We start from the raw sequence: 25,572 nt of genomic DNA on the forward strand, positions 1-25,572 counted from the left end.
ACCGACCCGATGACCGTGCTCGTCGCGGACGACGAGCAGCCGGCGCTCGATGAGCTCGCGTACCTGCTCGGGCACGACGAGCGCATCGGCACGATCCACCGCGCGTCGAACGGCGCCGACGCCCTGCGCATCCTCACGCAGGAGACGATCGACGCCGTGTTCCTCGACATCCACATGCCGGGCCTGAGCGGCATCGACCTCGCCCGCGCGGTCGGCCACTTCGACCGCCGCCCGCCGTTCGTGTTCGTCACCGCCGACGAGGAGCGCGCGCTGGAGGCCTTCGACCTCTCGGCGGTCGACTACGTGCTGAAGCCCGTGCGCTCGGAGCGGCTCGCGCGCGCCGTGGGGCGGCTGCTGGATGCGCGTGCGGCGAGTTCGATCGAGTCGAGCGCCGACGCGCCCGCCGCGGCAGCGCCCGTCACCGCGCCCGCGGCACCGCCCACGGCGAGCACCCCCGCCCTCGTCGCCGTGAGCCTCGGCGGCACGACGCGCATGATCCGGCAGGACTCGATCCAGTTCGTGCAGGCGCAGGGCGACTACGCGCGCCTTCACACCGACGACGGCAGCTACCTGGTGCGCGTGCCCATGAGCGACCTCGAGCGGCAGTGGTCGGCCGCCGGCTTCGTGCGGATCCACCGCTCGTACCTCGTGTCGCTCACCCACGTGTCGCGCCTGCGCCTGGGGGCGAGCAGCCCGACCGTGCTCGTCGGCGGCACCGAGCTGCCCGTGAGCCGTCGCCTGCTGCCCGCCCTGCGCGACCGCGTCGCCGCCAACCGCATCCGGCCGCGGGCGTGAGCGAGGCGCACGAGCAGCCGGCGCCCGCGTCGAGCCCCGGCCCCGCGCGGCCCGAGCGCGTGCGGGTGACGGCGCCGAGACCCGGCGAGCCCATCGCGGCCCCGGCGGAGCATCCGTCGATCGAGCGCAGCGACACGGCGACCGTCTACGTGCGCTCGCTCATCCGGTCGCAGCTGCGCCTCGCGATCATCTGCGCGAGCGGCTTCATCGTGAGCCTCGGGATGCTCTGGCTCGTCCTCGCCGCCGCCCCCGCCCTCGACGCGGTCGTCATCGTCGGCGCCCCCGCGTCCTGGCTGCTGCTGGCGTTCGGGGCCTACCCGGCCATCCTCGCGTTCGCCGTCATCTTCGTCGTCGCGAGCACCCGCAACGAGGCCGGCTACCGCTCGCTCATGAGCTCGGGGGCGGAGCCGTGAACCCCGTCCTCGGGTACGTCGCGATCGCCGCGGTCACGATCGCGACGGCCCTCATCGGCTTCTTCGGGCTGCGCATATCGCGCACGACGCAGGACTTCTACGTCGCCTCGCGCACCGTCCGTCCCTGGTGGAACGCGTCGGCGATCGGCGGAGAGTACCTGTCGGCGGCGAGCGTGCTCGGCATCGCGGGGCTGATCCTGCTGCAGGGGGCGGGCGGGCTGTGGTTCCCGATCGGGTACACGGCCGGCTACCTCATGCTGCTGCTGTTCGTCGCGGCGCCGCTGCGGCGGTCGGGGGCGTACACGATCCCCGACTTCACGGGCGCGCGACTCGAGTCGCTCGCCGTGCGGCGCCTCACGACGGTGCTCGTGATCCTCATCGGGTGGTTCTACATCGTGCCGCAGCTGCAGGGCGCGGCGCTCACGATCCGCATCACGACCGGGCTGCCGTCGTGGATGGGCGCCGTCGCGGTGTCGATCATCGTGGGTCTCATCGTCGCCGCGGGCGGCATGCGCTCCATCACGTTCGTGCAGGCGTTCCAGTTCTGGCTCAAGCTCACGGCGATCGCCGTGCCGGCCGTCCTGCTGCTCATCACGGTGGGCCGCGATGGCGGACCGGCCGTCGACGCGGCGGTCGCGTTCCCGGCGGCGCTGGGCCCCGCATCCCTCGACGCGTACTCGACGGTGTCGCTCGTCATCGCGCTGCTGCTCGGCACGATGGGCCTGCCGCACGTGCTCGTCCGCTTCTATACGAACCCCGACGGCGCGGCGGCGCGGCGCACGACCCTCATCGTGCTCGGGCTGCTGTCGGTGTTCTACGTCTTCCCGACGGTCATCGGGCTGCTGGGCCGAGCGCTCGCCCCCGAGCTCGCGAGCTCGGGCGAGGCCGACGCCCTCGTGCTGCTGCTCCCCGGCATGGTCATCGGCGGGCTGCTCGGCGACGTGCTCACCGCGCTCGTCATCGCGGGAGCCTTCGGCGCCTTCCTCTCGACGACCTCGGGCCTCGTCGTCTCGCTCGCCGGCGTCATCTCGCAGGAGCTCGCGGGCGGCTCGGTGCGCGGCTTCCGCATCGCGGCGATCGCCTCCTCGCTCGTGCCGCTCGCCGTCGCGCTCGCGCTCGAGCCGGGCGGGCTCGCCGGCAGCGTCGGGCTCGTGTTCGCCTTCACGGCGTCGACCCTGTGCCCGGTGCTCGTGCTCGGCATCTGGTGGCGGGGGCTGACGGCGCGCGGCGCAATCGTGGGGATGCTCGGGGGCGCCCTCTTCTGCGGCACAGCGATCCTGCTCGGGCCGCTCCTGGCGGCTGGCGGGGGCTGGCCGTCGGGCGTGCTGGCCGCGCTAGCTCAGCCCGCGGCGTGGACGGTGCCTCTCGCGTTCGCCCTCACCGTGGTCGTGTCGCGCCTCGACCGGCGCCGCGCGCCCCGCGGAGCCGACCGCGTCCTCGCGCGGCTGCACGCGCCCGAGCCCGTCGCGTAGTCGCGGTGCCGCCGCGATCAGCCGGCGCGCGCCCTCAGCCCGCCCGGCGCGGCCAGCGCAGTCGGCGCTGCGCGAGCAGCACGCCGACGATCACGAGCAGCGCGCCGACGGGCTCGTTCCACACGAGCACCTCGCCGAGCACGACGATGCCGAGCAGGACCCCGACGACGGGCGTGATGTACGTGACGGTCGCGGCCCGGGTGGCCCCCCATGCGCGCACGACGTTCTGATTCCACACGTAGGCGAAGCCGGTGCCGAGAGCTCCGAGCAGCACGATCGCGACGATCACCGACGCGTCGAGCGTCATCGGCGAGGGGCTCACGACGGGCGCGAGCGCGAGCAGCACCACGGCCGCGATGCCGATGTAGACGAACGTGAACGACACCGCCGAGACGCCCGTGCCGGTGAGGAAGCGCCGCATGTACGACAGACTGAACCCGTAGCAGGCGGTCGCCCCGAGCATCGCGAGCTGCGGCACGAGGTCGCCGCCGAGCTCGATGCCGCGCCACGGCCCGATGATGACGATCACCCCGACGATGCCGATCGCGATGCCGATGACCTGCGCGCGCGTGAGCCGCTCGACCCGCAGCACGAGGGCGGCGATGATCGCCGTCATGATCGGCGTCGTCGCGTTGTAGACGCTCGCGAGCCCCGAGGCGACGTACTGCTGCGCCCACGCGAACAGCAGGTACGGCAGCACGCAGAACGTCACGCCGACGACGGCGAGGTGCCCGTAGATGGGCCCCCAGGCGGGCAGTCGGTCGCGGGTGACGAGGACGATGAGCCCGAGCGTGAGCGCTCCGAGCAGAGCCCGGCCGGCGGCGACCTGCACCGGCGTCATGCCGGTGAGCGCGATCGCGATGAACAGGAAGCTCGCGCCCCACACGAGCCCGCTGAGCGCGAACTGCGTCGCGACCCAGCCCTCGCGGGGCGCGGCGGATGCCCGCGGCGCGTCGGTCGTGTCGGTCACGCCCCGACGCTAGCGCCTCGCCACGACGCCGGCTGCCGCTCGCGAGCGCGACGGCCGAAAGCCGCCGCCGCTACGCCTGCGGCGCCCCCGGCTCGGTCGAGATCGTGCCCGTCGAGGCGATCTGCTCGTGGTGGTGGATCACCTCGGCGACGATGAAGCTCAGGAACTTCTCCGCGAACGCGGGGTCGAGCTCGGCCTCCTCGGCGAGGGCCCGCAGCCGCGCGATCTGGATGCGCTCGCGGTCAGGGTCGGAGGCGGGCAGGCCGACGGCGGCCTTGAGGCGTCCGACGGTCTGCGTGCACTTGAACCGCTCGGCGAGCAGGTGCACGAGCGCCGCGTCGATGTTGTCGATGCTCTTGCGCAGCGAGCCGAGCTCGCCGAGGGCCGCGTCGTCCATGCTCCGAGCGTATCCCGCGCGGGGCTCGGCGACGCCCCGTCCGAGGCGGCGCTCCGTCGGGGGCCTCAGTCCTCGGCGATCTCGGTCTCGGCGCGCTGCGCCCAGACGTCGAGCTCCTCGCGCTCGATCGCGCGGATCGCCTCGTCGACCTCCGCCGGCGTCACGAGCCCGTCGGCGACGGCCCGTTCGACGTCGCCCTCGCTCAGCAGCACCGCGGCCAGCAGGACGCCGCGCGCGCTCAGGTCGCTCGGCAGCTCGCGCACGAGCGTTGGGTGCGGGCTCGGAGCGGCCTCGGCCTCACCCGCGCAGCCCGCGAGCGCGATCGCGGCGAGCAGCGCCATCGATGCGGCGAGGGATGCCCTCGCCCGCATCACTTCCCGCCGGGCTTGCCGGCGTGGTCGGGCTTGCCGCCCCCGCCGCTGTTGCCCGAGCCACCGACCTTGTCCGGCTTGCCGGGCTTCTCCGGCTTCCCGGGCTTGCCGGCGCTGCCGGTGTCGGACGGCGACTCGGCGTCCGCGTCGGTCGACTCCTCGTCGGCGCCGAGCTTCGTCATGGCGCGCTCGAGGCGGGCGGCGTCGCGGTCCGCGACGCGCGCCTGCGTGCGGTCGAGCTTGTCGATCGCCTTCGAGAGACGTCGGTCGAGCTCCTCCTGCGCGGCGGCGCGGTCCTCCTCGGGGAGGGCGGCGATGGCCGCGCTCTGCGACTCGAGGAACTCCACGAGCGTCTCGGCGAACGCGACCTGCAGGCGCCCGGAGAACGCGACGGCGCAGTCGCCCTTGCCGCCCTCGGCCTCGGCGCGGCAGGCGTCGAACTCGGTCTTGACCTCGGCGAAGGCCGTGCGCCAGAGCTCGGCGCGCTCGTTCCAGGCGAGGAAGGACTCCTCGAGCTCCTCATCGGTCGACTCGGCGTCGCCGCCCTCGGCCTCGTCGCCCTCGGCGTCGTCGCCGTCGGCGGCGTCGCCCTCGGCGTCGTCACCGTCCGTGACTCCGTCGTCCTCGAGGGCGTCATCGAGCGCGTCATCCTCGACCAGGTCGTCGACGAGCTCCTCGCTCGCCTGCACTCCGAGCGATGAGAGCGCCGTCTCGACGGTCGTACGGACGTCCGACGCGTACGCCGCCGTCCCGATCCCTCCGATGACGAGCACGGCCGCGGCGATGCCGGCGGCGAGCGCAGTGAGTCCCCGATTCCCCATGGCCGCATGGTACGCCTCGGGGCGAGGCGCTCGCGTTCCCGCGAACGGGGGTCACCGTACCTGCGGATCCCGGCTCCGGCAACGGGGTGGGGGCGACGGATGCTCGGGGTTACGGTTCCGCGCATGACTGATCACGCCGCATCCCCCGACCCGTCGACCGCGTCGACCCTCATCGAGCGCATCGCGCTCAGCCACCCCCGTTCCGGCGCGGAGGGCCGCGCGTACGCCGAGGCGCTGCAGGCTCTCGCCGACTGCGCGACCGCGTGCACGGTGTGCGCCGACGCGTGCCTGAGCGAGGAGGACCCGACCGCGATGCTCGAGTGCGTGCGCGTCGACCTGCTGTGCGCCGCGATCTGCGCGGCCACGACGCAGGCCGTGGCCGGCGCGCCCGAGGAGCACTCGTCGATCATGCGCGCCCAGCTGCGGGCGTGCATCGAGGCCTGCCGCTCGTGCGCCGAGGAGTGCGAGCAGCACGCCGGCCACCACGAGCACTGCACGCTGTGCGCCGAGGCGTGCCGCCGCTGCGAGAAGGCCTGCGAGGCGCTGCTCGCCGTCATCGGCCGCTGACGCGGCGACGAGGCATCTCGCCCTCACGACGAGCGGCGCGGACCCCGACAGCTCGGGAGTCCGCGCCGCTCGCGCCGGGGAGCCGGTGTCAGTGAGCGTTCTCGAGCTCGCGGGCTCCGCGGCCGTCGGCGGGGACGTCGACATCGCGCAGCGCCAGGGCGGCCGCGCTCAGCACGCCGTCCTGCTCGATGAGCTCGCACGGGCGCAGGGCGCTCTCGGCGTGCATCCACGCGTCGAGGGTGTGGGCGGCGGCCAGGTGGTCGACGAGTCGACGCGCGTCGCGGGCGAACCGACGGGCGTCGGTGCGCACGGGGGCGGCGGCGTCGTCCACGGCCAGCTCGACGCCGAGGCGCCCGGCCGCGGCGACGATGCAGCCCGCGAGCGGAGGCAGCTGGGCGGCGACCGCGGAGCGCCCGCGCAGGGCCGTGGCGGCGAGCATCGTCGCCGTCGTGCGCGCCGTGATCACCCGGACGTCGACGGCGTCGACGTAGTGCCCGGGCGAGCAGTCGAGCCCCGCGCCCTCGAGGGCGGTGGCGAGCTCGGGCATCGACTCGCACGTCGCCGAGACGGCGGCGATGGCGAGGAACTCGTCGAGCTCGGCGGTCGTCGCCTCTGCGGCGAGGAAGGCGGCGAGGCGGTCGGTGCCGTCGGCCACGATCGGCGCGCGCGACAACCGGTCGCGCAGGGCCTCCTCGAGCGCCGACTCGAGAGTCCGGCGCACGTCGGCGAGGATGCCGTCGTCGGCCCAGCGCGGGTCGACGCCGACGATGCCGCCGTCGCCGAGCGCGTGGAGGAAGAGGAGCGCGAGCTGCAGGTCGTCGTCGGTCAGGATGTCGCGGCTGTTGATGACGGCGCGCTCGACCTGAGCATCCAACGACGAGACGATCGGGGGAAGGTCGATCGGGCCGGTGACGACGGCGACGACCGCGGCGCTCACGGGGCCGCGAGGAGTGGGGATGGCCATGGGGGCGCGCGTCGAGCGCGCGGCGGGGGCGATGCGGGTGGTCATAGTAGCGACGGTAGGTGCGCGCAAGAATGGCGAACAGGGGATTGACAGGCGTGCGACGCTTCGATGAGGTCGGGTGTGCGCGCGGAGCAGTCGACCTCTGCGCCCCCGATCGGAAGGACCCCTGGATGACCGAGCCCGCCCGCGCGGAGCCCACCGTCTCGGTCGTGATCCCGGTGCGCGACGACGCCGGCTACCTCGAGCGGTGCCTGCGCGCTCTCGCGGTGCAGACGTCTCCGCCGCTCGAGATCGTGGTCGTCGACAACGGCAGCACCGATGAGAGCGCGGCCGTCGCTCGGCGTCACGGGGCTCGCGTCGTCGAGCAGCTCCAGGTGGGCATCCCCATCGCGAGCGCGACCGGGTACGACGCCGCGGTCGGCGACATCATCGCGCGCCTCGATTCCGACAGTCGGCCCGGGCCGGAGTGGGTCGCCACGGTGCAGCGGCTGTTCGCCGAGCATCCGGAGGCGGACGCGCTCACCGGCAGCGGTCTGCTCGAGACGGACGAGGGCGAGTCGCAGCCCGTGCGGTCGCGCCTCTACCTCGGGCCGTACTTCGTGCTCGTGCGCTGGGCGCTCGCGAACCTGCCCGTGTTCGGGTCGGCGATGGCGCTGCGGCGCTCGGTGTGGGAGCGCGTCGGCGACGAGGTCTGCCGGCACGACGCCGACGTGCACGACGACATGGATCTCAGCGTGCACCTCGGCCCGGACGCGATCGTGCTCTTCGACGACCGGCTCACGCTCCCCGTCTCGGCGCGCCCGCTCGAGCACGTGCCGTCGATGCTGCGCCGCGGCTGGCGCGGCATGTACACGCTCGCGCGGCACTGGCCGCAGGAGCACCCGCTCGGGCGGCACGTGCGCCGCCTGCGCGCTCAGCGCTCGGTGCGGCGGCGCGCGGCCCTGAGTGCGGCGTCGCGCGTCGCCTGAGTCGCGACCGGCTCAGTCGAGCAGGTCGTGCCGCGCGATGATCGCATCGCGGCCGGGGCCCACTCCGATCGCGGAGATGCGCGCGCCGCTCATCGCCTCGATCGCGAGCACGTAGTCCTGCGCGTTCTTCGGGAGGTCCTCGAACGTGCGCGCGCCCGAGATGTCCTCCGACCAGCCGGGGAACTCCTCGTAGATCGGCGTCGCGTGGTGGAAGTCGCTCTGCGACACCGGCACCTCGTCGACCCGCACGCCGTCGACGTCGTAGGCGACGCAGACCGGGATCGTCTCGAGGCCGGTGAGCACGTCGAGCTTCGTCATCACGTAGTCGGTCACGCCGTTGATGCGCGCCGAGTAGCGGGCGATCGGGGCGTCGTACCAGCCGCAGCGGCGCGGGCGGCCCGTCGTCGTGCCGAACTCGTGGCCGTTGGCGCGGAGGAACTCGCCCCACTCGTCGAACAGCTCGGTCGGGAACGGGCCGGCGCCGACGCGGGTCGTGTACGCCTTGACGATTCCGATGACGCGGTCGATGCGGTTGGGCGCGATGCCCGAGCCTGTCGCGGCGCCGCCGCTCGTCGCGCTCGAGGACGTGACGAAGGGGTAGGTGCCGTGATCGACGTCGAGCATCGTGGCCTGACCGCCCTCGAAGAGCACGGTCTCGCCGCGCTCGAGCGCCTGGTGCAGCTCGAGAGCCGTATCGACGACCATGGGTCGCAGCCGGTCGGCGTACGACAGCAGGTCGCTGACGATCTCGTCGACCGTGATCGCGCGGCGGTTGTAGACCTTCACGAGCAGGTGGTTCTTCTGGTCGAGCGCGCCCTCGACCTTCTGCCGCAGGATGTTCTCGTCGAAGAGATCCTGCATGCGGATTCCCACGCGGTTGATCTTGTCGGCGTACGTCGGGCCGATGCCGCGGCCGGTCGTACCGATCTGGCGCTTGCCGAGGAAGCGCTCGGTGACCTTGTCGAGCGTGCGGTGGTAGTGCGTGATCACGTGCGCGTTGGCGCTGATGCGCAGCTTCGACACGTCGACGCCGCGCGCGCTGAGCGCCTCGAGCTCCTCGAAGAGCACCTCGATGTCGATGACGACGCCGTTGGAGATGACGGGCGTCACGCCCGGGGTGAGAATGCCGCTCGGCAGCAGGTGCAGGGCGTACTTCTCGACGCCGATGACGACCGTGTGCCCGGCGTTGTTGCCGCCGTTGAACTTGACGACGTAGTCGATGCGGCCGGCGAGGAGGTCGGTCGCCTTGCCCTTGCCCTCGTCGCCCCACTGGGCGCCGATGATGACGGCGGCTGGCATAGGGGGTCCCTTCGGATCGGAATGGGATTGCACCCCAGCCTATCGGGGTGCCGCGCGGCTCAGCCGAGCCACTGGCCGCGCGCGGGCGCGCGGTCCGCCGCCGCGAGGGTGCCGGGCGCGATCGCGAGGCGAGCCTCGACGGCGGCGAAGACGATCTCATCGGCGGCCGCGGCATCCACCATGCCCATCGCGTGGTGCTGCACGGCCATGCCGTCGGCGAGCGCCGTGAGCATGCGCGAGTCGGCGTCGACGTCGAGGCTGGATGCGGCTCCCGCGGCGACCGCGCGCCGGATCACGTCGGCGAGGATCCGCTCGCAATCGCTGTGGTGACGCAGCACGGCGGCGGCGAGGGCGGGGTTGCGCGGGGCCTCGCTCCACGCGTCGATCCAGACGAGGTAGTGGTCCTCCGGGGTCGTGGAGAACCACGCGGCGAGCGCGGCGATCGGGTCGAGGCCCGCGAGCATGGCCTCGTCGCTCGCGAGCTCGGCGGTCACGGCGTGGTCGAAGGCCGCCGCGACGAGCTCGTCCCGGCTGGCGAAGTAGTGGCGGATCAGGCCGTGCACGATGCCGACCTCCGCCGCGACGTCGCGCAGCGTCACGCTCGCGAAGCCCTTGCGCGCGACCAGTCGCAGGGTCGCGCCGATGATCTGCTCGCGACGCTCCTCGGAGCTCTTCCGTTCGGCCACGGCTCGAGCATAGGCGCTCGTTGTCCGCGCGGATAAGGCGTGCTAGCGTTGTTGTCCAGTTGGACAATTTTGGAGCGGGAGAATGACGACCATGGAGCGGGCGATGACCGGAGCGAGCGCGGGCGATGATGCCGGCGGCGCACCCGACCGTCGCGCACGGCGCCTCGTGCCGAGCGTCGTCGCCGCGATGGTGCTGCTGTCGTCGGCCTCGTTCGTGATCTTCCCGCTCATCCCGTCGCTGCAGGGCTCGCTCGGAGTGAGCACCGCCGAGGTCGGCTACCTCGCCGCCGCCGGGTTCGCCGCCGCGCTCATCGCCGAGCTGCTCGTCGCGCCCGCCGCCGACCGCGGCCACGCACGCCTCATGGCCGTCATCGGCGTGGCTCTCGTCGCTGGGTCGCTCGGGCTCAGCGCCGCCGCCACCGAGGGCTGGCAGCTCATCGTCGGCCGCGCGGTCGGCGGCTTCGGGTTCGGCATCTTCGTCATCGCCGCGAGCGCCCTCATCGTCCGCCACGACCACCGGCGCAGCGGCGAGCTGCTCGGCCGCCTCGGGGCCGCCGAGCTCGCGGGCATCGCCGTCGGGCCGCTCGCCTCGGGGCTCGCGCTGACCTTCGCCGGGCCGTCGGCGATCCTCGCCGTATCGGCCGTCGTCGTGCTCGTCGCCCTCGTGCCGGTGCTGGTCGGGTTCCGCGAGGCGAGCGCCTCGACGGCCGGGGGCCGCGCGCGCGGCGGCCACGGGCATCCGCGCACGGGGACCGGCGCCGGCGGCGACGCGACCCGCGGCGACGGCGACGGCGACGAGTCGATCGGCGACGACCCGCACCCGCGCACCGGTGGCATCGCCGCGGGCGTTCTCGGCTTCGACGGCACCGACGCCGACCGGTCGCTGCGGTTCGGGTCGAGCGCTCCGCGGACGAGCCTCGACCTGCTGCGCTCGCCGCGCATCGTCGGCATCGTGCTGCTCTACGCGGCGGTCATGATCCCGACCGGAGCGTACGACGGCGTGTGGCCGCGCTTCATGGCCGACATCGGCGCCGACCCCGTGCTCACCGCGCTCAGCTACGCGCTCTTCGCCGTGCCCTACGTGCTCGTCGCCGGGTGGGCCGGGCGCCTCGCCGACCGCCGCGGCGGCGTCTCGGCGTACGCGCGCGGCATGCTCATCCTGCTGCCGATCGTCACGCTCTACGGTTTCGTCGCGAACCCGTTCATCGCGACCGGCATGGGCTTCGTCGAGTCGACGGGTCAGGCGCTCGCCTTCATCGGAGCGGCCGCCGCCATGGCGCACGCGGTCGACCCGGCCCGTGCGGGCTCGGCGCAGGGACTGCTGCGCGGCATCGGCCTCGGAGCGGCGACGATCGCGGCCGCCGTCTCGGGCCTCGCCTACGAGAGCGGCGGAGCCCTGCTGCTCTTCGGCGGCACCGCGGTCGCCGTGGCGGTCATCGCCGCGGTCGGGCTGTTGCTCGCGCGCACGCGTCGCGCCCGCTGAGCCGCGGCGGTGGCTGCGCACTACGCGCCGTCGCGCCCGCTGAGCAGCGGCGGTCGCTGAGCGGCGGCGCCTCTCGGCCGGCAGCGACCCCTGAGCCGGGCCCTGCGCGCCGGGCGGACATGCGCAACTCAGGAACGTCGCCCCTGGCCACCGACCGCGGCTCTCGTGCGGCCTGCGAATCCGCGCACGGCCACCGGCGTGCCGCATCGGCTTCCTGAGTTGCGCACACCCGCCTCCCGGGATCGCCGCGCGGGTCCTCCAGGGCTGCCGGCAGCAGGAACCAAGCGGCAGAGGATGCTCGGCGCACGCTCGGCGACGCCCCGCAGAATGGCGGGCATGGGCCGACAGCGCCAGCCGCGCAGCTCCGAGCGCGAGCGCGGCACCTCCCTCCAGCCGAGCACCTCCGCCGCCGAGCGCGCCGCCAAGACGTGCCGCTCGTGCGGGCGCCGCATGGAGTGGCGCGCCGCGTGGGCGAGGAACTGGGACGACGTGGCCTACTGCAGCGACGCCTGCCGGGCCAGGAAGGTGCGGCCGCTCGATCGCGCGCTCGAGGAGACCATCCGCCGCCTGCTGGGCGGGCGCGCCGCGACCGCGACGATCTGCCCGAGCGAGGCGGCGCGAGCGGTCGCCGCCGCGCAGGGTGACGCGAGCGACGACGCGTGGCGCGCGCTGATGGAGCCCGCGCGCCGCGCCGCTCGACGCCTCGTCGCGGCGGGCGAGGTCGAGATCACGCAGGGCGGCCGGGTCGTCGACCCGTCGACGGCGAAGGGCCCGATCCGCGTGCGCCGCGCCCGCTGAGGGAGCGCGCTCAGGGCGTGGCGACGTTCCCGAGCACTCCAGCCTGGAGCAGCACCACGAAGGCGATGACCACCACCGCGACGACGGCGATCAGGACGACGGGGCGCACCGCGCCCTACCGGATCCGCGTCTGCTGGTGCGCCGCCACCCGCCAGCGGCCCTCGACGTACGTGTAGGTCGTCGCCATCCGCCGCTCGAGCACCTGGCTGGCGCGGTGCGCGATCACCCGGTACACGAGCACCGCGGCGCGCTCGCCGAGGCGGACGATGCGGTGCTCGCTCATCGTGTACGAATCCCACGTCTGCCCCTCGAGGGCGGCGATCGCGGCGTCGCGCTCGATGATGCCGTCCTCGACGATGAGCACGCCGTCGGGGGTCATCGCGTGGTGGTAGAAGGTTCCGCCGTCACCGCGGCAGACCGCATCCCACCCCTCGTGCTCCTGGTGGATGAGCTGGGCGGGCAGATCGTCGGTGATCGCGGTCATGCCGACAGGCTACGGCTCGAGGCGACCCTGATGCTCGCCACCCGCCGCGTGCACCCGCACCCACTCGTGCATGACGACCGCGGCGGCGGCGCTCGCGTTGATCGACCGCGTCGAGCCGAACTGCCGGATCTCGACGACCCTGTCGGCCGCGGCGAGCGCCTCGTCCGAGAGGCCGGGGCCCTCCTGCCCGAACAGCAGCAGGCATTCGCGCGGCAGGGGCGCGGCATCCACCGGCACCGAACCGGCCACATTGTCGACCGCGACGATCGGCAGAGAGGATGCCCGGGCGAACGCCACGAGGTCGGCGATCGTCCCGTGGTGGGTCACGTGCTGGTAGCGGTCGGTGACCATCGCGCCCCGCTTGTTCCAGCGCCGGCGGCCGACGATGTGCACCTCCGCGGCGAGGAACGCGTTGGCGCTCCGCACGATCGAGCCGATGTTCATGTCGTGCTGCCAGTTCTCGATCGCGACGTGGAACGGGTGCCGGCGGGCGTCGAGGTCGGCGACGATCGCCTCCATGCTCCAGTAGCGGTAGCGGTCGATGACGTTGCGGGTGTCGCCGTCGCGCAGCAGCTCGAGGTCGAACTCGGGGCCGGTCGGCCACGGCTCGGGGTGCGGGCCGACGCCGTGCGTCGTGCGCTCGGGGTGCGGCTCGGGGTCGGTCACGGCTCCAGGCTAGAGCGCGGTACGGCGCCCGCCTGCTGTTAACCTCGCCCCATGCCGAGCCCGCAGCCGACCCCGCTGTGGGCCCCCGATTCCCCCGACCTCCTCATCCACGCCGACAACCTCACCGCGATGCGACGGATGCCCGACTCGAGCATGCGCATGGCCTACCTCGACCCGCCCTTCAACACGGGCCGCGCGCAGCTGCGCCGCACGACGAGCCACAGCCGCGCATCCGCCGCCGAAGACGAGAGCACGCAGACCCCGACCGCCTGGCAGGGCTTCGGCGGCGAGTCCTACATCCGCACCGTCGAGGCGCTCTCGAGCTACGACGACCGCTTCGCCGACTACTGGGCCTTCCTCGCACCCCGACTGCAGGAGTCCCACCGCCTGCTCGACGACCGCGGAACCCTCTACCTGCACCTCGACTACCGCGAGGCGCACTACGCGAAGGTCGCGCTCGACGCCCTGTTCGGCCGCGACTGCTTCCTCAACGAGATCATCTGGGCCTACGACTACGGGGCGAAGAGCCGCAGCCGCTGGCCGACGAAGCACGACACGATCCTCGTCTACGTGAAGGACCCGGAGCGGTACCTCTTCGACTCGACCGAGGTCGACCGCGAGCCGTACATGGCTCCGGGGCTCGTGACGCCCGAGAAGGCCGCGCGCGGCAAGCTGCCGACCGACGTCTGGTGGCACACGATCGTCGGCACGACGAGCCGCGAGAAGACCGGCTACCCGACGCAGAAGCCCGTCGGCATCCTGCGCCGCATGATCCAGGCGTCGACCGCGCCGGGCGACTGGGTGCTCGACCCCTTCGCCGGCAGCGGCACGACCGCGGCCGCCGCGCGCGCCCTCGGGCGCCGCAGCGTCAGCATCGATTCGGGCGCGGATGCCGTGGCCGTGATCGAGCGCCGCCTCGCGCTCACGGCGACGCGCCTCTGAATCGCGGCCGGGGCATCCGCCCCCTGACGGGGTCACCCCCGCTGACTAGGCTTGAGCGCATGCGAGACCGACGAGAGATCGAGTGCTGGCTCACCGACATGGACGGCGTGCTCGTCCACGAGAACACCGCGCTGCCGGGCGCCGCGGCGCTCATCCAGCAGTGGCGCGACGCCGGCACCCCCTTCCTGGTGCTCACGAACAACTCGATCTTCACCCCGCGCGACCTCGCGGCCCGCCTGCGCGCGAGCGGCATCGACGTGCCGGAGGAGGCGATCTGGACGAGCGCTCTCGCCACGGCCGACTTCTGCAAGAGCCAGATGCCCGGCGGCAGCGCGTTCGTCATCGGCGAGGCCGGCATCACGACGGCCCTTCACGAGGCGGGCTTCATCATGACCGAGACGAACCCCGACTACGTCGTCGTCGGCGAGACCCGCAACTACTCGTTCGAGGCGATCACGAAGGCGATCCGCCTCATCAACGGCGGCGCGCGCTTCATCGCCACGAACCCCGACGCGACCGGCCCGAGCGCCGACGGCCCGCTGCCGGCGACGGGCGCGATCTCGGCGCTCATCACGAAGGCGACGGGCCGCACCCCCTACGTGGTCGGCAAGCCGAACCCGATGATGTTCCGCTCGGCGATGAACCGCATCGGCGCCCACAGCGAGAACACGGGCATGATCGGCGACCGCATGGACACCGACATCATCGCCGGCATCGAGGCGGGCCTGCACACGGTGCTCGTCATGACCGGCATCGCCGACGAGCGCGAGATCGCGCGGTACCCGTTCCGACCGAGCGAGATCCTCGAGGGCGTGCACGAGCTCGTGAACCCCGAGCCGGTCGAGGCCGAGCTGTAGCCGGTCGCTCTCGCCGGTCGGCTGCACGCGCCCGGCTCAGCCGGTCGGCGCGACCGACCCGGTGATCGACTCGCCGGAGGAGCGCGTGACGAAGCAGAAGTAGTCGCGCTCCCCGGCCTCCCACGCCTCGGCCGAGACCGGGTAGGCGGCCTGCACCTGCAGGTCGGCGTACGCGCCCGCGGTCGCGAGGTCGAGGCCTGTCGGCGCTCCGCAGATGACGGGGACCTGCGACGCGATCGCCTCCTCTCCCGGGTACGCGGCGGCGGCGTCGGTCGACAGCGGCCCGCGGTAGGTCAGCTGCGCGGGGTGCGGCTCGGCGCAGTCGATGACCGTGAACTCGAGCTGCCACGGGTCGACGTACTCGGCGAGGCACTCGCCGCCGAAGAGCGCCGTCCACTCGTGCACGCCCGGCGCGGCGGGCGCCGTGGGTCGCGCGACGGGCGTCGGCGTCGGGGTCGGCGTGGGGGTGGGCGTGACGACGGTCGGCTCGGGGGTCGACTCGGCGGCGGGCGCGGCCCCCCATTCGGCGATGCGCGTGCCGAGCAGGAAGAGCCCGATGAGCGCGAGCACGGCCGCGAGCGCCCCCGCGACGATGACGAGGATGCCCGGCCGGCGCGGCGCTTCGGCGCGCGCCCGCGCGCGGCGGCTCTCGATCGCGGCTCCGGCCTCCGCGGCGAGCGCCTGCGTGCGCGGGTCGGGCTCATCGGCGACGGCGAGCGCCTCCGTCGGCACGTCGACAGCGTCGATCGCCTCGGTCGGCACGTCGACGGAGTCGAGCGCCTGCGTCTCGAGGTCGTCGTCGCGCGCGCCCATGGCGGGTGGGGCCTACGCCAGCCCGAGGTCGGCGAGCCCGATCGCGGCGCGGTACTCGTAGCCCGCATCCTCGATGATCTGCTGCGCGCCGGTCGCGCGGTCGACGACGACCGCGACGGCGATGACGATCGCGCCGACCTTCTCCAGAGCGCGAGCGGCGGTGAGCGGCGAGCCCCCCGTCGTGGAGGTGTCCTCCAGCACGATCACGCGCTTGCCCTCGAGGTCGGGGCCCTCGACCTGCTTGCCGCGCCCGTGGTCCTTGGGCTCCTTGCGCACGACGAAGGCGTCGTAAGTCCTCCCGAGAGCGGCGCCCTGGTGCAGCACGGCCGAGGCGATCGGGTCGGCGCCCATCGTGAGCCCGCCGACGGCGGCGATGTCGGGGATGTCCGCGATGAGGTCGACCATGACGCGGCCGATGAGCGGGGCGACGCGGTGGTCGAGGCTGACCTTGCGCAGGTCGATGTAGTAGCTGGCCTTCTTGCCGCTCGTGAGCGTGAAGTCGCCGTGGAAGACGGCCTCGTCGCGGATGTACTGGATGAGCTGCTCGCGCGCGTCGGTCACGCCCGCCAGCCTACCGAGCGCATCCGATCGACCGTGGCCGAGCATCCGCCCCGGCCGGTCAGCGACGCCGAATACGCTTGCCCCATGCGCATCGCCACCTGGAACGTCAACTCGATCCGCACCCGTCACGGCCGCGTCGTCGACTGGCTCGTGAACGCCGACATCGACGTGCTGGCGATGCAGGAGATCAAGTGCAAGGACGAGCAGTTCCCGCGCGATGGCTTCGAGGCCGCCGGCTACGAGGTGGTGACGTGGGGCCTCAACCAGTGGAACGGCGTCGCGATCGCGAGCCGCCTGCCGATCACCGACGTCGAGGTCGGCTTCCGCGGGCAGCCCGGCTTCGCGAAGGGCCATGAGGGGCTGGATGCCCCGCTCGAGGCCCGAGCGCTCGGCGCGACGATCGACGGGGTCCGCGTCTGGAGCCTCTACGTTCCCAACGGCCGCGGCCTCGACGACCCGCACTACGACTACAAGCTGCGCTGGCTCGCCGCGCTCGCCGACGACGCGCAGGCGTGGATGGCGGCGAACCCCGGCGCGCCGATGGCGCTCACGGGCGACTTCAACGTCGCGCCGACGGACGCCGACATGGGTGACCCGAGCTTCGTCCCGGGCGTCTCGACCCACATCTCGCCGCGCGAGCGCGTGGCCTTCGCCCACTTCGAGGCGATCGGGCTCACCGACGTCGTGCGGCCCATCCAGCCGGAGGGCTTCACCTTCTGGGACTACAAGCAGCTGCGGTTCCCGCGGAACGAGGGAATGCGCATCGACTTCATCCTCGGCACCCCGGGCTTCGCCGATCGGGTGGTGGATGCCCGGATCGAGCGCGAGCAGCGCAAGGGCGACGCCCCGAGCGATCATGTCCCCGTGCTCGTCGAGCTCGCGAGCGACGAGGACGACGACGACCGCCCGATGATCTTCTGACAGGGGCGCGGAGTCGCACGAAGCGGCCCCGGTAGGCTCGGGCCCCATGGGAATCGACGACTGGGCCATCGCCATCATGGAGTCGCTCGGCGTCGTCGGCGCCGGGCTCCTCGTGGCGATCGAGAGCCTGTTCCCGCCGATCCCGAGCGAGATCATCCTTCCGCTCGCGGGCTTCACCGCCAGCCGCGGGTCGTTCTCGCTCGTCGGCGCGATCATCGCCACGACGGCCGGCTCGCTCATCGGCGCCCTGGGCCTCTACTACCTGGGGCGGTTCGTGGGCGTCGCTCGCCTGCGGCGCTGGGCCGACAAGGTGCCGCTCATGAGCGCGGACGACGTCGACAAGTCGATGATCTGGTTCGGAAAGCACGACAAGGTCGCCGTGCTCACCGGTCGCTTCGTGCCGATCGTGCGCAGCCTCGTGTCGATCCCTGCCGGGGTCGAGCGCATGCACCTCGGGCTCTTCCTGCTGCTGACCCTCATCGGCTCGGGCATCTGGAACTCGCTCTTCATCATCCTGGGCTTCGTCCTCGGCGAGAACTGGACGGTCGTCGAGGCGTTCATGGCGCAGTACTCCCGCCTCATCCTCGTGATCGCGGTGCTCGCGCTCACGGTCGTCATCGTGCTGCGCATCCGTCGCCAGCGCCGCGCGCACCAGGCCGGCGACCCCTCCGCCGACATCTGACGCCCCGCCCCCGTCAGCGCGGGGCGAGCAGCGCCGCGACGACGACGAGCGCGGGCACGGAGAGCGCCGTCGTGATGAGCACGGCGTCGCGCGCCACGACCGTCGCCCGGTCGAAGCGCTGCGCGTACTGGAAGACGTTCTGACCGGCCGGGAGGGCCGCGAGGGTCACGACGGTGAAGAGGTCGGCTCCGTCGAGCCGGAGGACGAACGCGCCGATCAGCCAGGCGGCGATGGGCATCACGACGATCTTGAGAGTCGTCGCGAGGAGGACGTCCCTCCGGCCCGTCCCCGCGGCGAGGATGCGCTCGCCCGTCAGCGAGAGGCCGAGCACGAAGAGCACGACGGGCACGGCCGCCCCTCCCAGGAGCCGGAAGGGCTCCATGACGGGGCCGGGCAGCTCGACATCCGTCACGGCGAGAAGCAGTCCGAGCGCCGAGCCGATGATGAGCGGGTTGCGCACGGGCTGCGACAGGATCCGCCCGACGGACACGCGCCCGCTCGTCGAGACGTCGAGGATCGTCAGCGCGATCGGGGCGATGACGATGAGCTGCAGCAGGATGACCGGCGCCGACAGCGAGGGATCCCCCAGTACGTACGCCGCGAGCGGCAGACCGATGTTGTTGGCGTTGGTGTAGCTCGACGCGAGCGCGCCGATCGTGGATTCCGCCGCCCCTCGCCGCCAGACCAGCCGCGCCACGAGCGCGAACCCCAGCAGGCAGATCGCCGCGGCCGCGGCCGAGACGATCAGGAGCCGCGAGAACAGCTGCTCGACGTCGGCGTCGGCGAGCACGGTGAACAGCAGCGCGGGAGTGAACACGAAGAACGCCGCCCGCCCCAGCACGGTCGCCGCGTCGGGGCCGAGCACGCCGAGGCGCCCGGTGAGCCAGCCGACAGCCACGATCGCCCCGATGATCGCGAACCCCGTGAGCACTCCGACCATGCATCCAGTCTCCCGGATGCCCGACGAGCGCCCGCGCGCGCGCGATCCGCGCCGTCCACTGTCTCCATTCGCAACCATGCTGCTTCCGATGGCCGGCCCGTGACGTTTTCGTGCGCCGGGCGCAATCAAAACCGAAGGAATTCCGCATACGCTCGAAGGGCATCCCGCCCCGCTTCCCGGCGACTCTCCAGGGTGCCCCCGCGACCGACCGAAGGAGGACTCATGACCGACACCGCACGCACCGTCGCGCCCGTCATCGGAGAGCCCGAGGTCGTCGAGGACGCCCGACCCGCGACCGCCGTGATCGACGGGCCCGCCCACATCGCCGCCGAGATCGTCGCCGACCCGCAGTGGGCGGCTCTCAAGGCCGCCGCCGAGGCGATCCGCCCGCACCAGGTGAAGGACGGCTCGATCCCCGACGAGTCGGTGCACGCCGAGGCGGCCCACCACGTCGGCGTCATCGTCGAGTCGCTGCGGCACTTCGCCCCGCGCATCCCGTACGACACCGACTACCTCCTCGCGGCCGCCCGCGACTTCGAGGCCTGGCGCGACGGCGGCTTCGCGGTTCCCGACTTCTACGACGCGCTCGACGCGTTCCGGCCGGCCGATCAGCGCCGCGACGGCGTCGCGCACCTCGTGGTCTTCCCGATGTACACGCAGAACGGCTCGACCGACCGCCTCGTCGAGGCCGTCGTGTTCGAGGTCATCTGGCCCGACTTCATCGCCGAGCTCGAGGCCGGCGAGTACGGCAACGCGCTGTACCTCGGCCTGCGTTTCGCCGACTTCACCCCCGGCTACGACACGAACTCGGCCGTGCTCTTCCCCGAGTCGGTCGCCGTCACGCCGCGCGTGCCGGCCGGAGCCCCCGAGGGCACGCCCGCGCAGCTTCCGGTCTTCACGTGGGGCGCGATCTTCGCCGACCGCGAGGCCGCGCGCTACCGCCGCGTCGTCCGCGCCGCCGCCGAGATCACGAAGCTCGACCTGCCCGAGGGCGCGAGGCGCATGCTCGACGACCAGGAGCTCACCGAGCGCACCTTCGTGATGTGGGACATGATCCACGACCGCGCCCACATGCGCGGCGACCTGCCCTTCGACCCGTTCATGATCAAGCAGCGCATGCCGTTCTTCCTCTACACGCTCGAGGAGCTGCGCTGCGACCTCACCGCCTTCCGCGAGGCCGTGCGCCTGCGGCGCGACGATGCGACGGATGCCGTCACGCGCGAGCACGCCCAGCTGGTGCAGTACGCGGTCATCTTCGATCGCATCTTCCGCTTCTCGATCACGGGCACCCGCACCCGCAACTACGACGGCGTCGGCGGCCAGCTGCTGTTCGCCTGGATGCACCAGAAGGGCGTGCTGCACTGGACGGACACGCAGCTCGCGATCGACTGGGACGCCGTGCCCGACGTCGTCGTCGCCCTGAGCGACGCGATCAACGAGCTCTACTGGTCCTCGATCGACCGCCCCAAGGGCGCGCACTGGCTCGCCGCCTACGAGCTCGTCTCGTCGACCCTCACGCCGCACCCCGCCTCGCAGTGGGCGGCCGGGCTCCCGCGCGCGGTGCTCGAGGGCCCGCTCAAGGGCTGGACCGACCTCGTGATGGACGACGAGTTCCCGCTGTCGATGTTCTTCGAGGCCCTGCAGAAGAAGATGGCCCTCGTCATCGAGTCGACCGCGGGCATCACCGGGGCGACCGACGCCGCCGCGACCGACGCGGCATGAGCGAGGCGGCATGAGCGGGGCGGCTAGCCTCGACGGCATGACCGACCCCGCCGCCGACACCGCCGCCGCCCACGACCGCACGGTCGTCGTCGCCGGAGCGGGCGGCGCCGCGGGCCGCGAGGTCTGCGCCGCGCTCACCGCGGCGGGCGCCTACGTCGTCGCCGTGAGCTCGCGCCCCGACACGATCGAGGAGATCGCGGCCGCCGAGACGCACGCTCTCGATCTCTCCGACGCGGATGCCGTGGCCGAGTGGGCGGCGGCGCTCCGCACCCGGCGCCCCTCCATCGACGGCCTCATCCACCTCGTCGGCGGGTGGCGGGCCGGGGCCTCCGACGCGGACTGGGAGTGGCTCGAGAGGCGCGTGCTGACGACCTTGCGGGTGACCTCGCGCGAGCTGCGCGACGACCTCAGCGCGTCGAGCGCGGGGCGTCTCGCGATCGTGAGCAGCGCATCCGTCGCCGCACCCCGCTGGGGCATGGTGAACTACGTCACCCTCAAGACGGCCGCCGAGACGTGGGTGCAGGCGCTCGCGAACGGCTGGCGCGTGAAGGGCACCCCGACGGCCGCCGTCACGTTCGTCGTCGAGTCGCTCGACGGCGAGGGCGTCGTCGACGCGCTCGCGCAGTCGGTCGCCGCGCTGTGGGACCTCCCGCACGAAAAGCTCAACGGCGTCGTCGCAACGCTCGGCGACGACGCGGCCGTCGAGTAGACGGCCGGGATCCGTCGCGCGACGGATGCCGAGCGGTGCTCGACCCGACTACGGTGCTGACGTGAGCGCCATGGAACTCGACGCCGACGGGCACTGGATGCGCCCGGGCCCCGGTCGCGACGGCATGCGCGCCGACGGCCTGCTCGCGGTCACGATCGCGATCGGGGCCACGTTCGCGATCGTCCTGTACGCCTCGGCCGGCTTCTTCGACGAGCCGCCCGTGCCGTGGCACGCGGCCCTCATGGTGCTCGGGGTGTCGGGCCCGCTCGTCTGGCGGCGCACGCATCCGATCACCGTCACGATCGTGATCTCGCTCGTGTACTTCCTCGGGATCCTCAACGAGGTGCCCGAGGTGCTGTTCAGCAACATCGCGCTCTTCTCGGCGATGTACTCGATCGGCGCGTGGGGGCGCAATCGGCGTGCGGCGCGCATCAGCCGCATCATCATCGTCATCGCGATGTTCATCTGGCTGTTCTGGAGCGTCACGCAGGCCGCGTTCGACACGAGCCTCGTCCCCGAGGACTCGGGTGTCGGGCTCGTCGCGCCGGGCGTCGCGTTCGGCCTCATCACGCTCATCACGAACGTTCTGTACTTCGCGGGGGCGTGGGCGTTCGGCGACCGCGCGTGGGAGGCCGCGCGCGAGCGAGCCGTGCTGCGGGCCCGCACCGACGAGCTCGCCCGCGAGCGAGAACTCACCGCATCGCAGGCCGTCGCCCTCGACCGCGTCCGCATCGCGCGCGAGCTGCACGACGTCGTCGCGCACCACGTCTCGGTCATGGGCATCCAGGCGGGGGCCGCGCGACGCGCGCTCGGCGCGGGCGGCCCCGACGCGGAGGAGCTCGCGACGACCGCCCTCGGTGCGATCGAGCAGTCGGCGCGTGACGCCGTCGACGAGCTGCACCGGCTGGTCTCGACGCTCCGCGGGGCGGACGGACCCGCGGGCGAGCCCGGCGACGGCCCGAGCACGCGCGGCGTCGCCCACCTCGAATCGCTCGCGGAGGACGTCCGGGCGGCGGGCCGCACCGCGCGCTTCCAGTCGATCGGCGAGCCCCGGCACCTCTCGCCGCTCGTCGACACGACCCTCTACCGCGTGGCGCAGGAGGCCGTGACGAACAGCCTCAAGCACGCGGGCGCGAGCGCCACGATCGAGGTGCGGGTGCGGTACTCCGACGACGCGGTCGAGCTCGAGGTCGCCGACACGGGAATCGGCGAGCGCCGCGCCCCGACTGCGCCGAGCCCCACGGGTGCGCCGGGCGGTCTCGGCCAGCTCGGCATGCGCGAGCGGGTGGCGGCCGTCGGCGGCTCGCTCGAGGCTGGCGCGCGCAGCCGCGGCGGCTACCTCGTGCGGGCCCGCGTGCCGCTCGTCGTCGCCGAGGCCGCGCCGTGAGCCCGACGCCACCGGCCGCGATCCGCGTCCTCCTCGTCGACGATCAGGACCTCGTGCGCGCGGGCTTCCGCGTGATCCTCCAGTCCGAACCCGGCATCGAGGTCGTCGGCGAGGCGCGCGACGGTGCCGAGGCGGTCGCGCTCGCGCGCGAGCTGCGGCCCGATGTCATCTGCATGGACGTGCAGATGCCGGGCGTCGACGGCCTCGAGGCGACCCGGCGCATCCGCGCCCTCGAGGCGGATGCCCCGGCGGGGTCGGCGGCGCACCCCGGCGTGCTGGTCCTCACGACGTTCGATCGCGACGACTACCTGTTCGCGGCGCTCGAGGCGGGCGCGAGCGGGTTCCTGCTCAAGACCGCGAGCCCCGAGAAGCTCGTCGAGGCCGTGCAGGTGATCGCCGCGGGCGACGCGCTGCTCGCCGCCGACGTGACGCGGCGGGTCATCGAGCGCGCGGCGGGCGCGGCCGACGGGCTCGCTGTCGAGCGGCCAGCCGACCCGCGGCTCTCCGAGCTCACCGAGCGCGAGACCGAGGTCCTCGGGCTGCTCGCTCGCGGGCTCAGCAATGCCGAGATCGCCGCCGCGCTGTGGCTCGGCGAGGCGACCGTGAAGACCCACGTGTCGAAGATCCTGCTGAAGCTCGAGCTGCGCGACCGCGTGCACGCGGTCGTCTTCGCGTACGAGAACGGCGTCGCCGTCCCCGGCGGCGACGGCTGACCGGCGCTCCCTCCCCCGCGGGGATGACGCGCACCGCCGGCGGACCCGCCTCGCGGCGGATGCCGCGGATCGCTCGACTTCGTAGTGTGAACGACGACGGAAGGGGCATCCATGCTCGAGATCAGAGGCGCGACCAAGCGCTTCGGCGACCGCACCGTGCTCGACGACGTGACCTTCGGCGTCGGCGCCGGCCGACTCACCGGCTTCGTCGGCGGCAACGGCGCCGGCAAGACGACGACCATGCGGATCCTGCTCGGCGTGCTCGATGCCGACGCCGGCGAGGTGCTCGTCGACGGCCGGCCGATCACCGCCGACGACCGCCGCGGCTTCGGCTACATGCCCGAGGAGCGCGGCCTGTACCCGAAGATGCGCGTCCACGAGCAGCTCGTCTACCTCGCCCGGCTGCGCGGCATGCGCAACGCGGATGCGAGCGACGCGGCCGACGACCTCATCGATCGCCTCGAGCTCTCGGAGCGACGCGACGAGCCCATCGAGAAGCTCTCGCTCGGCAACCAGCAGCGCGCGCAGATCGCCGCGGCTCTCGTGCACGACCCCAGCGTCCTCGTGCTCGACGAGCCGTTCTCGGGCCTCGACCCGATGGCGGTCGAGACCGTGCTCGGAGTGCTCGCCGAGCGCGCCGCGCGCGGCGTGCCTGTGCTGTTCTCGAGCCACCAGCTCGACCTCGTCGAGCGGCTGTGCGACGACGTCGTCGTGATCTCCGAGGGGCGCATCCGCGCGGCGGGCACGCGCGACGAGCTGCGCTCTCGCGGCGCCGGCCGGCAGTGGGAGCTTCAGGTCGGCGACGACGCCGGGTGGGTGCGCTCCCTCCCGGAGGTCGCCGTCATCGAGTTCGACGGCGACTACGTGCTGTTCGAGGCCGACCCCGCTGCGGCGCAGTCGGTGCTGCGCCTCGCCTCCGAGCGCGGCGCCGTCGAGCGGTTCGCCCCGCGCCGCCCCACCCTGACCGAGATCTTCCGAGAGGTCGTGCAGTGATGTCGTTCTCCTCCTCCACCGCATCGGGCGCCCGCCGCCCGGGCGACGCGCTCGCCGCACCGAGCCTCCGCGCATCCGTCGCCCTCATCGCCGGTCGCGAGATCACCTCCCGCGTGCGCTCGAAGTCGTTCCTCATCTCCACGGCGATCCTCCTGCTGTTCGTCGTCGCGGGAATCGTGGGCTCGCACCTATTCTCATCCTCCCTCGGCGACACCAGGGTCGCCGCGGTGGGTGCCGCGGCCGAGCTCCTCGACTACGCCCCCGGCCTCGAGATCGAGAGTTCGACGAGCGCGGAGGCGGCCGAGCGGCTCGTTCGCGACGGCGACGTCGAGGCGGCGGTCGTCCCGCTCCAGGACGCGGAGCCCGGGGCCCCGGCGTTCGAGGTCATCGCGCTCTCCGACGCTCCGGGAGCGCTCGTTCAGGCGCTCTCCATCGCGCCGGACGTCCGCCTGCTCGACCCGTCACCGGTCGACCAGGGCATCGGCTTCATCGTGGCGTTCGCCTTCGGCATCATCTTCTTCACGGCCGCGATCACGTTCGGCGGCACCGTCGCCCAGAGCGTCGTGGAGGAGAAGCAGACGCGCATCGTCGAGATCCTGCTGACGGCCGTCCCCGCGAAGGCGCTCCTCGCCGGCAAGGTCATCGGCAGCTCGGTGCTCGCGCTCGGGCAGATCCTGCTCATCGCGGTCGCCGCGGGGCTGTCGCTCATGCTCACCGGTCAGGACGTCCTGCTCGCCGACCTCGGCCCCGCCGCGGTCTGGTTCCTCGGCTTCTTCGCGATCGGCTTCGTGCTGCTCGCGGCGATGTTCGCGGCCTCGGCGGCGCTCGTCTCGCGCTTGGAGGACGTGGGCACGGTCATCCAGCCCGTCACCTGGCTCGTGATGCTGCCGTACTTCCTCATCATCTTCTTCAACGACAACGAGGCGGTGCTGACGGTCATGTCCTACGTGCCGTTCTCGTCGCCGGTAGGGATGCCCGTCCGCATCTTCCTCGAGCAGGCCCAGTGGTGGGAGCCCCTCGTGGCACTCGTGCTCCTCGCGGCCACCGCGGTGGTCATCGTGCAGCTGGGGGCGCGGATGTACCGCAACTCGCTCCTGCGCACGGGAGCGCGGGTGCGACTCGCGGAGGCGCTGCGCGGCTGATCGGCGGCGACCGTGCGCCGGGCATCCGCCTGGAAG

Annotated in this window: 29 protein-coding genes; 17 read left to right on the plus strand and 12 right to left on the minus strand. The window is 73.0% G+C overall.

What is annotated here, in order from left to right; genetic code table 11:
* Nucleotides 1–9 precede the first annotated feature (9 nt).
* Genes ASC54_RS02235 through ASC54_RS02245 form a run of 3 tightly spaced genes read left to right on the plus strand, consistent with a single transcriptional unit; the run spans nt 10 to nt 2,680 of the window.
* Nucleotides 10–795, plus strand: a complete 786-nt coding sequence (locus ASC54_RS02235) for a LytTR family DNA-binding domain-containing protein (RefSeq protein WP_055859361.1) — start codon at nt 10–12, stop codon at nt 793–795.
* The gene (locus ASC54_RS02240; RefSeq protein WP_055857881.1) at nt 792–1,208 is read left to right on the plus strand and encodes a hypothetical protein; all 417 of its coding nucleotides are present in this window, start codon (nt 792–794) and stop codon (nt 1,206–1,208) included. The genes ASC54_RS02235 and ASC54_RS02240 overlap by 4 nt, the downstream gene beginning before the upstream one ends.
* Entirely contained in the window at nt 1,205–2,680 is a 1,476-nt protein-coding gene (locus ASC54_RS02245; RefSeq protein ID WP_055896413.1) for a cation acetate symporter, read from the plus strand. Before ASC54_RS02240 ends, ASC54_RS02245 begins: the two co-directional genes overlap by 4 nt.
* Nucleotides 2,681–2,714: 34 nt before the next feature.
* Here the strand turns inward: ASC54_RS02245 and ASC54_RS02250 are convergent, their stop codons facing one another.
* From ASC54_RS02250 to ASC54_RS02265, 4 genes are all read right to left on the minus strand, one after another.
* Nucleotides 2,715–3,650 (minus strand): DMT family transporter, encoded by a 936-nt coding sequence (locus ASC54_RS02250; RefSeq protein WP_055857877.1) that lies wholly within the window; start codon nt 3,648–3,650, stop codon nt 2,715–2,717.
* A gap of 70 nt (nt 3,651–3,720) precedes the next feature.
* Entirely contained in the window at nt 3,721–4,047 is a 327-nt protein-coding gene (locus ASC54_RS02255; protein WP_055857875.1) for a chorismate mutase, read from the minus strand.
* Nucleotides 4,048–4,112: 65 nt separating this feature from the next.
* On the minus strand, nt 4,113–4,421 hold the full coding sequence (locus ASC54_RS02260; RefSeq protein WP_156376697.1) for a hypothetical protein: 309 nt from the start codon (nt 4,419–4,421) through the stop codon (nt 4,113–4,115).
* Complete coding sequence (locus ASC54_RS02265) at nt 4,418–5,239, minus strand: hypothetical protein (protein ID WP_055896416.1); 822 nt, start codon at nt 5,237–5,239, stop codon at nt 4,418–4,420. The genes ASC54_RS02260 and ASC54_RS02265 overlap by 4 nt, the downstream gene beginning before the upstream one ends.
* 123 nt (nt 5,240–5,362) lie before the next feature.
* On the opposite strand from ASC54_RS02265, the gene ASC54_RS02270 reads away from it, so the two are divergent.
* A complete protein-coding gene (locus ASC54_RS02270; protein ID WP_082514795.1) occupies nt 5,363–5,806 on the plus strand; it encodes a four-helix bundle copper-binding protein in 444 nt (147 codons plus the stop codon).
* Nucleotides 5,807–5,894: 88 nt separating this feature from the next.
* Here ASC54_RS02270 and ASC54_RS02275 read toward each other — a convergent pair whose 3' ends face one another.
* Nucleotides 5,895–6,815 carry a hypothetical protein gene (locus ASC54_RS02275; RefSeq protein ID WP_055857870.1) on the minus strand — a complete coding sequence of 307 codons (921 nt, stop codon included), beginning with the start codon at nt 6,813–6,815 and terminating at the stop codon, nt 5,895–5,897.
* 125 nt (nt 6,816–6,940) lie between these two features.
* Here ASC54_RS02275 and ASC54_RS02280 point away from each other — a divergent pair, with 125 nt between their 5' ends.
* Complete coding sequence (locus ASC54_RS02280) at nt 6,941–7,738, plus strand: glycosyltransferase family 2 protein (protein WP_055857868.1); 798 nt, start codon at nt 6,941–6,943, stop codon at nt 7,736–7,738.
* A 12-nt stretch (nt 7,739–7,750) separates the two neighbouring features.
* On the opposite strand, the gene ASC54_RS02285 is transcribed toward ASC54_RS02280, so the two are convergent.
* Together ASC54_RS02285 and ASC54_RS02290 are read right to left on the minus strand one after the other, a co-directional pair.
* On the minus strand, nt 7,751–9,037 hold the full coding sequence (locus ASC54_RS02285; protein WP_055896419.1) for an adenylosuccinate synthase: 1,287 nt from the start codon (nt 9,035–9,037) through the stop codon (nt 7,751–7,753).
* Nucleotides 9,038–9,096: 59 nt separating this feature from the next.
* The gene (locus tag ASC54_RS02290) at nt 9,097–9,723 is read right to left on the minus strand and encodes a TetR/AcrR family transcriptional regulator (protein ID WP_055857864.1); all 627 of its coding nucleotides are present in this window, start codon (nt 9,721–9,723) and stop codon (nt 9,097–9,099) included.
* Between the two features lie 103 nt (nt 9,724–9,826).
* On the opposite strand from ASC54_RS02290, the gene ASC54_RS02295 reads away from it, so the two are divergent.
* Both ASC54_RS02295 and ASC54_RS02300 read left to right on the plus strand, forming a co-directional pair.
* Nucleotides 9,827–11,206 carry an MFS transporter gene (locus ASC54_RS02295; RefSeq protein ID WP_162242483.1) on the plus strand — a complete coding sequence of 460 codons (1,380 nt, stop codon included), beginning with the start codon at nt 9,827–9,829 and terminating at the stop codon, nt 11,204–11,206.
* A 336-nt stretch (nt 11,207–11,542) separates the two neighbouring features.
* Nucleotides 11,543–12,004 carry a DUF3253 domain-containing protein gene (locus ASC54_RS02300; RefSeq protein WP_055896424.1) on the plus strand — a complete coding sequence of 154 codons (462 nt, stop codon included), beginning with the start codon at nt 11,543–11,545 and terminating at the stop codon, nt 12,002–12,004.
* A gap of 115 nt (nt 12,005–12,119) precedes the next feature.
* On the opposite strand, the gene ASC54_RS02305 is transcribed toward ASC54_RS02300, so the two are convergent.
* Together ASC54_RS02305 and ASC54_RS02310 are read right to left on the minus strand one after the other, a co-directional pair.
* On the minus strand, nt 12,120–12,488 hold the full coding sequence (locus tag ASC54_RS02305) for a nuclear transport factor 2 family protein (RefSeq protein WP_055896426.1): 369 nt from the start codon (nt 12,486–12,488) through the stop codon (nt 12,120–12,122).
* Between the two features lie 9 nt (nt 12,489–12,497).
* The gene (locus tag ASC54_RS02310; RefSeq protein WP_055896429.1) at nt 12,498–13,154 is read right to left on the minus strand and encodes an RNA methyltransferase; all 657 of its coding nucleotides are present in this window, start codon (nt 13,152–13,154) and stop codon (nt 12,498–12,500) included.
* 51 nt (nt 13,155–13,205) lie between these two features.
* Here ASC54_RS02310 and ASC54_RS02315 point away from each other — a divergent pair, with 51 nt between their 5' ends.
* Both ASC54_RS02315 and ASC54_RS02320 read left to right on the plus strand, forming a co-directional pair.
* Entirely contained in the window at nt 13,206–14,096 is an 891-nt protein-coding gene (locus ASC54_RS02315) for a site-specific DNA-methyltransferase (protein ID WP_055896431.1), read from the plus strand.
* A 59-nt stretch (nt 14,097–14,155) separates the two neighbouring features.
* Nucleotides 14,156–14,953, plus strand: coding sequence for an HAD-IIA family hydrolase (locus tag ASC54_RS02320; RefSeq protein WP_055857858.1), 798 nt, complete (start codon nt 14,156–14,158; stop codon nt 14,951–14,953).
* A gap of 36 nt (nt 14,954–14,989) precedes the next feature.
* Here the strand turns inward: ASC54_RS02320 and ASC54_RS02325 are convergent, their stop codons facing one another.
* Both ASC54_RS02325 and pyrE read right to left on the minus strand, forming a co-directional pair.
* A complete protein-coding gene (locus tag ASC54_RS02325; RefSeq protein ID WP_055896433.1) occupies nt 14,990–15,766 on the minus strand; it encodes a septum formation family protein in 777 nt (258 codons plus the stop codon).
* Between the two features lie 12 nt (nt 15,767–15,778).
* A complete protein-coding gene (pyrE, locus tag ASC54_RS02330; protein ID WP_055896434.1) occupies nt 15,779–16,327 on the minus strand; it encodes an orotate phosphoribosyltransferase in 549 nt (182 codons plus the stop codon).
* Nucleotides 16,328–16,411: 84 nt separating this feature from the next.
* On the opposite strand from pyrE, the gene ASC54_RS02335 reads away from it, so the two are divergent.
* Both ASC54_RS02335 and ASC54_RS02340 read left to right on the plus strand, forming a co-directional pair.
* The gene (locus ASC54_RS02335) at nt 16,412–17,248 is read left to right on the plus strand and encodes an exodeoxyribonuclease III (protein ID WP_055896436.1); all 837 of its coding nucleotides are present in this window, start codon (nt 16,412–16,414) and stop codon (nt 17,246–17,248) included.
* A gap of 46 nt (nt 17,249–17,294) precedes the next feature.
* Nucleotides 17,295–17,930: a DedA family protein gene (locus ASC54_RS02340; protein WP_055896440.1), complete on the plus strand. Its 636-nt coding sequence runs from the start codon at nt 17,295–17,297 to the stop codon at nt 17,928–17,930.
* Nucleotides 17,931–17,943: 13 nt separating this feature from the next.
* On the opposite strand, the gene ASC54_RS02345 is transcribed toward ASC54_RS02340, so the two are convergent.
* Nucleotides 17,944–18,870, minus strand: coding sequence for an AEC family transporter (locus ASC54_RS02345; protein ID WP_055896441.1), 927 nt, complete (start codon nt 18,868–18,870; stop codon nt 17,944–17,946).
* A gap of 222 nt (nt 18,871–19,092) precedes the next feature.
* Between ASC54_RS02345 and ASC54_RS02350 the strand changes: the two genes are divergently transcribed.
* The 6 genes from ASC54_RS02350 to ASC54_RS02375 all read left to right on the plus strand — a co-directional run bounded on the left by ASC54_RS02350 (nt 19,093) and on the right by ASC54_RS02375 (nt 25,536).
* Nucleotides 19,093–20,592, plus strand: a complete 1,500-nt coding sequence (locus tag ASC54_RS02350) for a DUF6421 family protein (RefSeq protein WP_055896444.1) — start codon at nt 19,093–19,095, stop codon at nt 20,590–20,592.
* A gap of 37 nt (nt 20,593–20,629) precedes the next feature.
* On the plus strand, nt 20,630–21,301 hold the full coding sequence (locus ASC54_RS02355) for an SDR family NAD(P)-dependent oxidoreductase (protein ID WP_055857844.1): 672 nt from the start codon (nt 20,630–20,632) through the stop codon (nt 21,299–21,301).
* A gap of 70 nt (nt 21,302–21,371) precedes the next feature.
* Nucleotides 21,372–22,688: a sensor histidine kinase gene (locus tag ASC54_RS02360; RefSeq protein ID WP_055859352.1), complete on the plus strand. Its 1,317-nt coding sequence runs from the start codon at nt 21,372–21,374 to the stop codon at nt 22,686–22,688.
* Nucleotides 22,685–23,401 carry a response regulator transcription factor gene (locus tag ASC54_RS02365; protein WP_055857842.1) on the plus strand — a complete coding sequence of 239 codons (717 nt, stop codon included), beginning with the start codon at nt 22,685–22,687 and terminating at the stop codon, nt 23,399–23,401. Before ASC54_RS02360 ends, ASC54_RS02365 begins: the two co-directional genes overlap by 4 nt.
* Before the next feature lie 111 nt (nt 23,402–23,512).
* A complete protein-coding gene (locus ASC54_RS02370; RefSeq protein ID WP_055857840.1) occupies nt 23,513–24,394 on the plus strand; it encodes an ABC transporter ATP-binding protein in 882 nt (293 codons plus the stop codon).
* Nucleotides 24,394–25,536, plus strand: a complete 1,143-nt coding sequence (locus ASC54_RS02375) for an ABC transporter permease (RefSeq protein WP_055897879.1) — start codon at nt 24,394–24,396, stop codon at nt 25,534–25,536. The genes ASC54_RS02370 and ASC54_RS02375 overlap by 1 nt, the downstream gene beginning before the upstream one ends.
* Nucleotides 25,537–25,572 lie beyond the last annotated feature (36 nt).

The sequence above is a fragment of the Yonghaparkia sp. Root332 genome (assembly GCF_001425665.1).
Classification (GTDB): Bacteria; Actinomycetota; Actinomycetes; order Actinomycetales; family Microbacteriaceae; genus Microcella.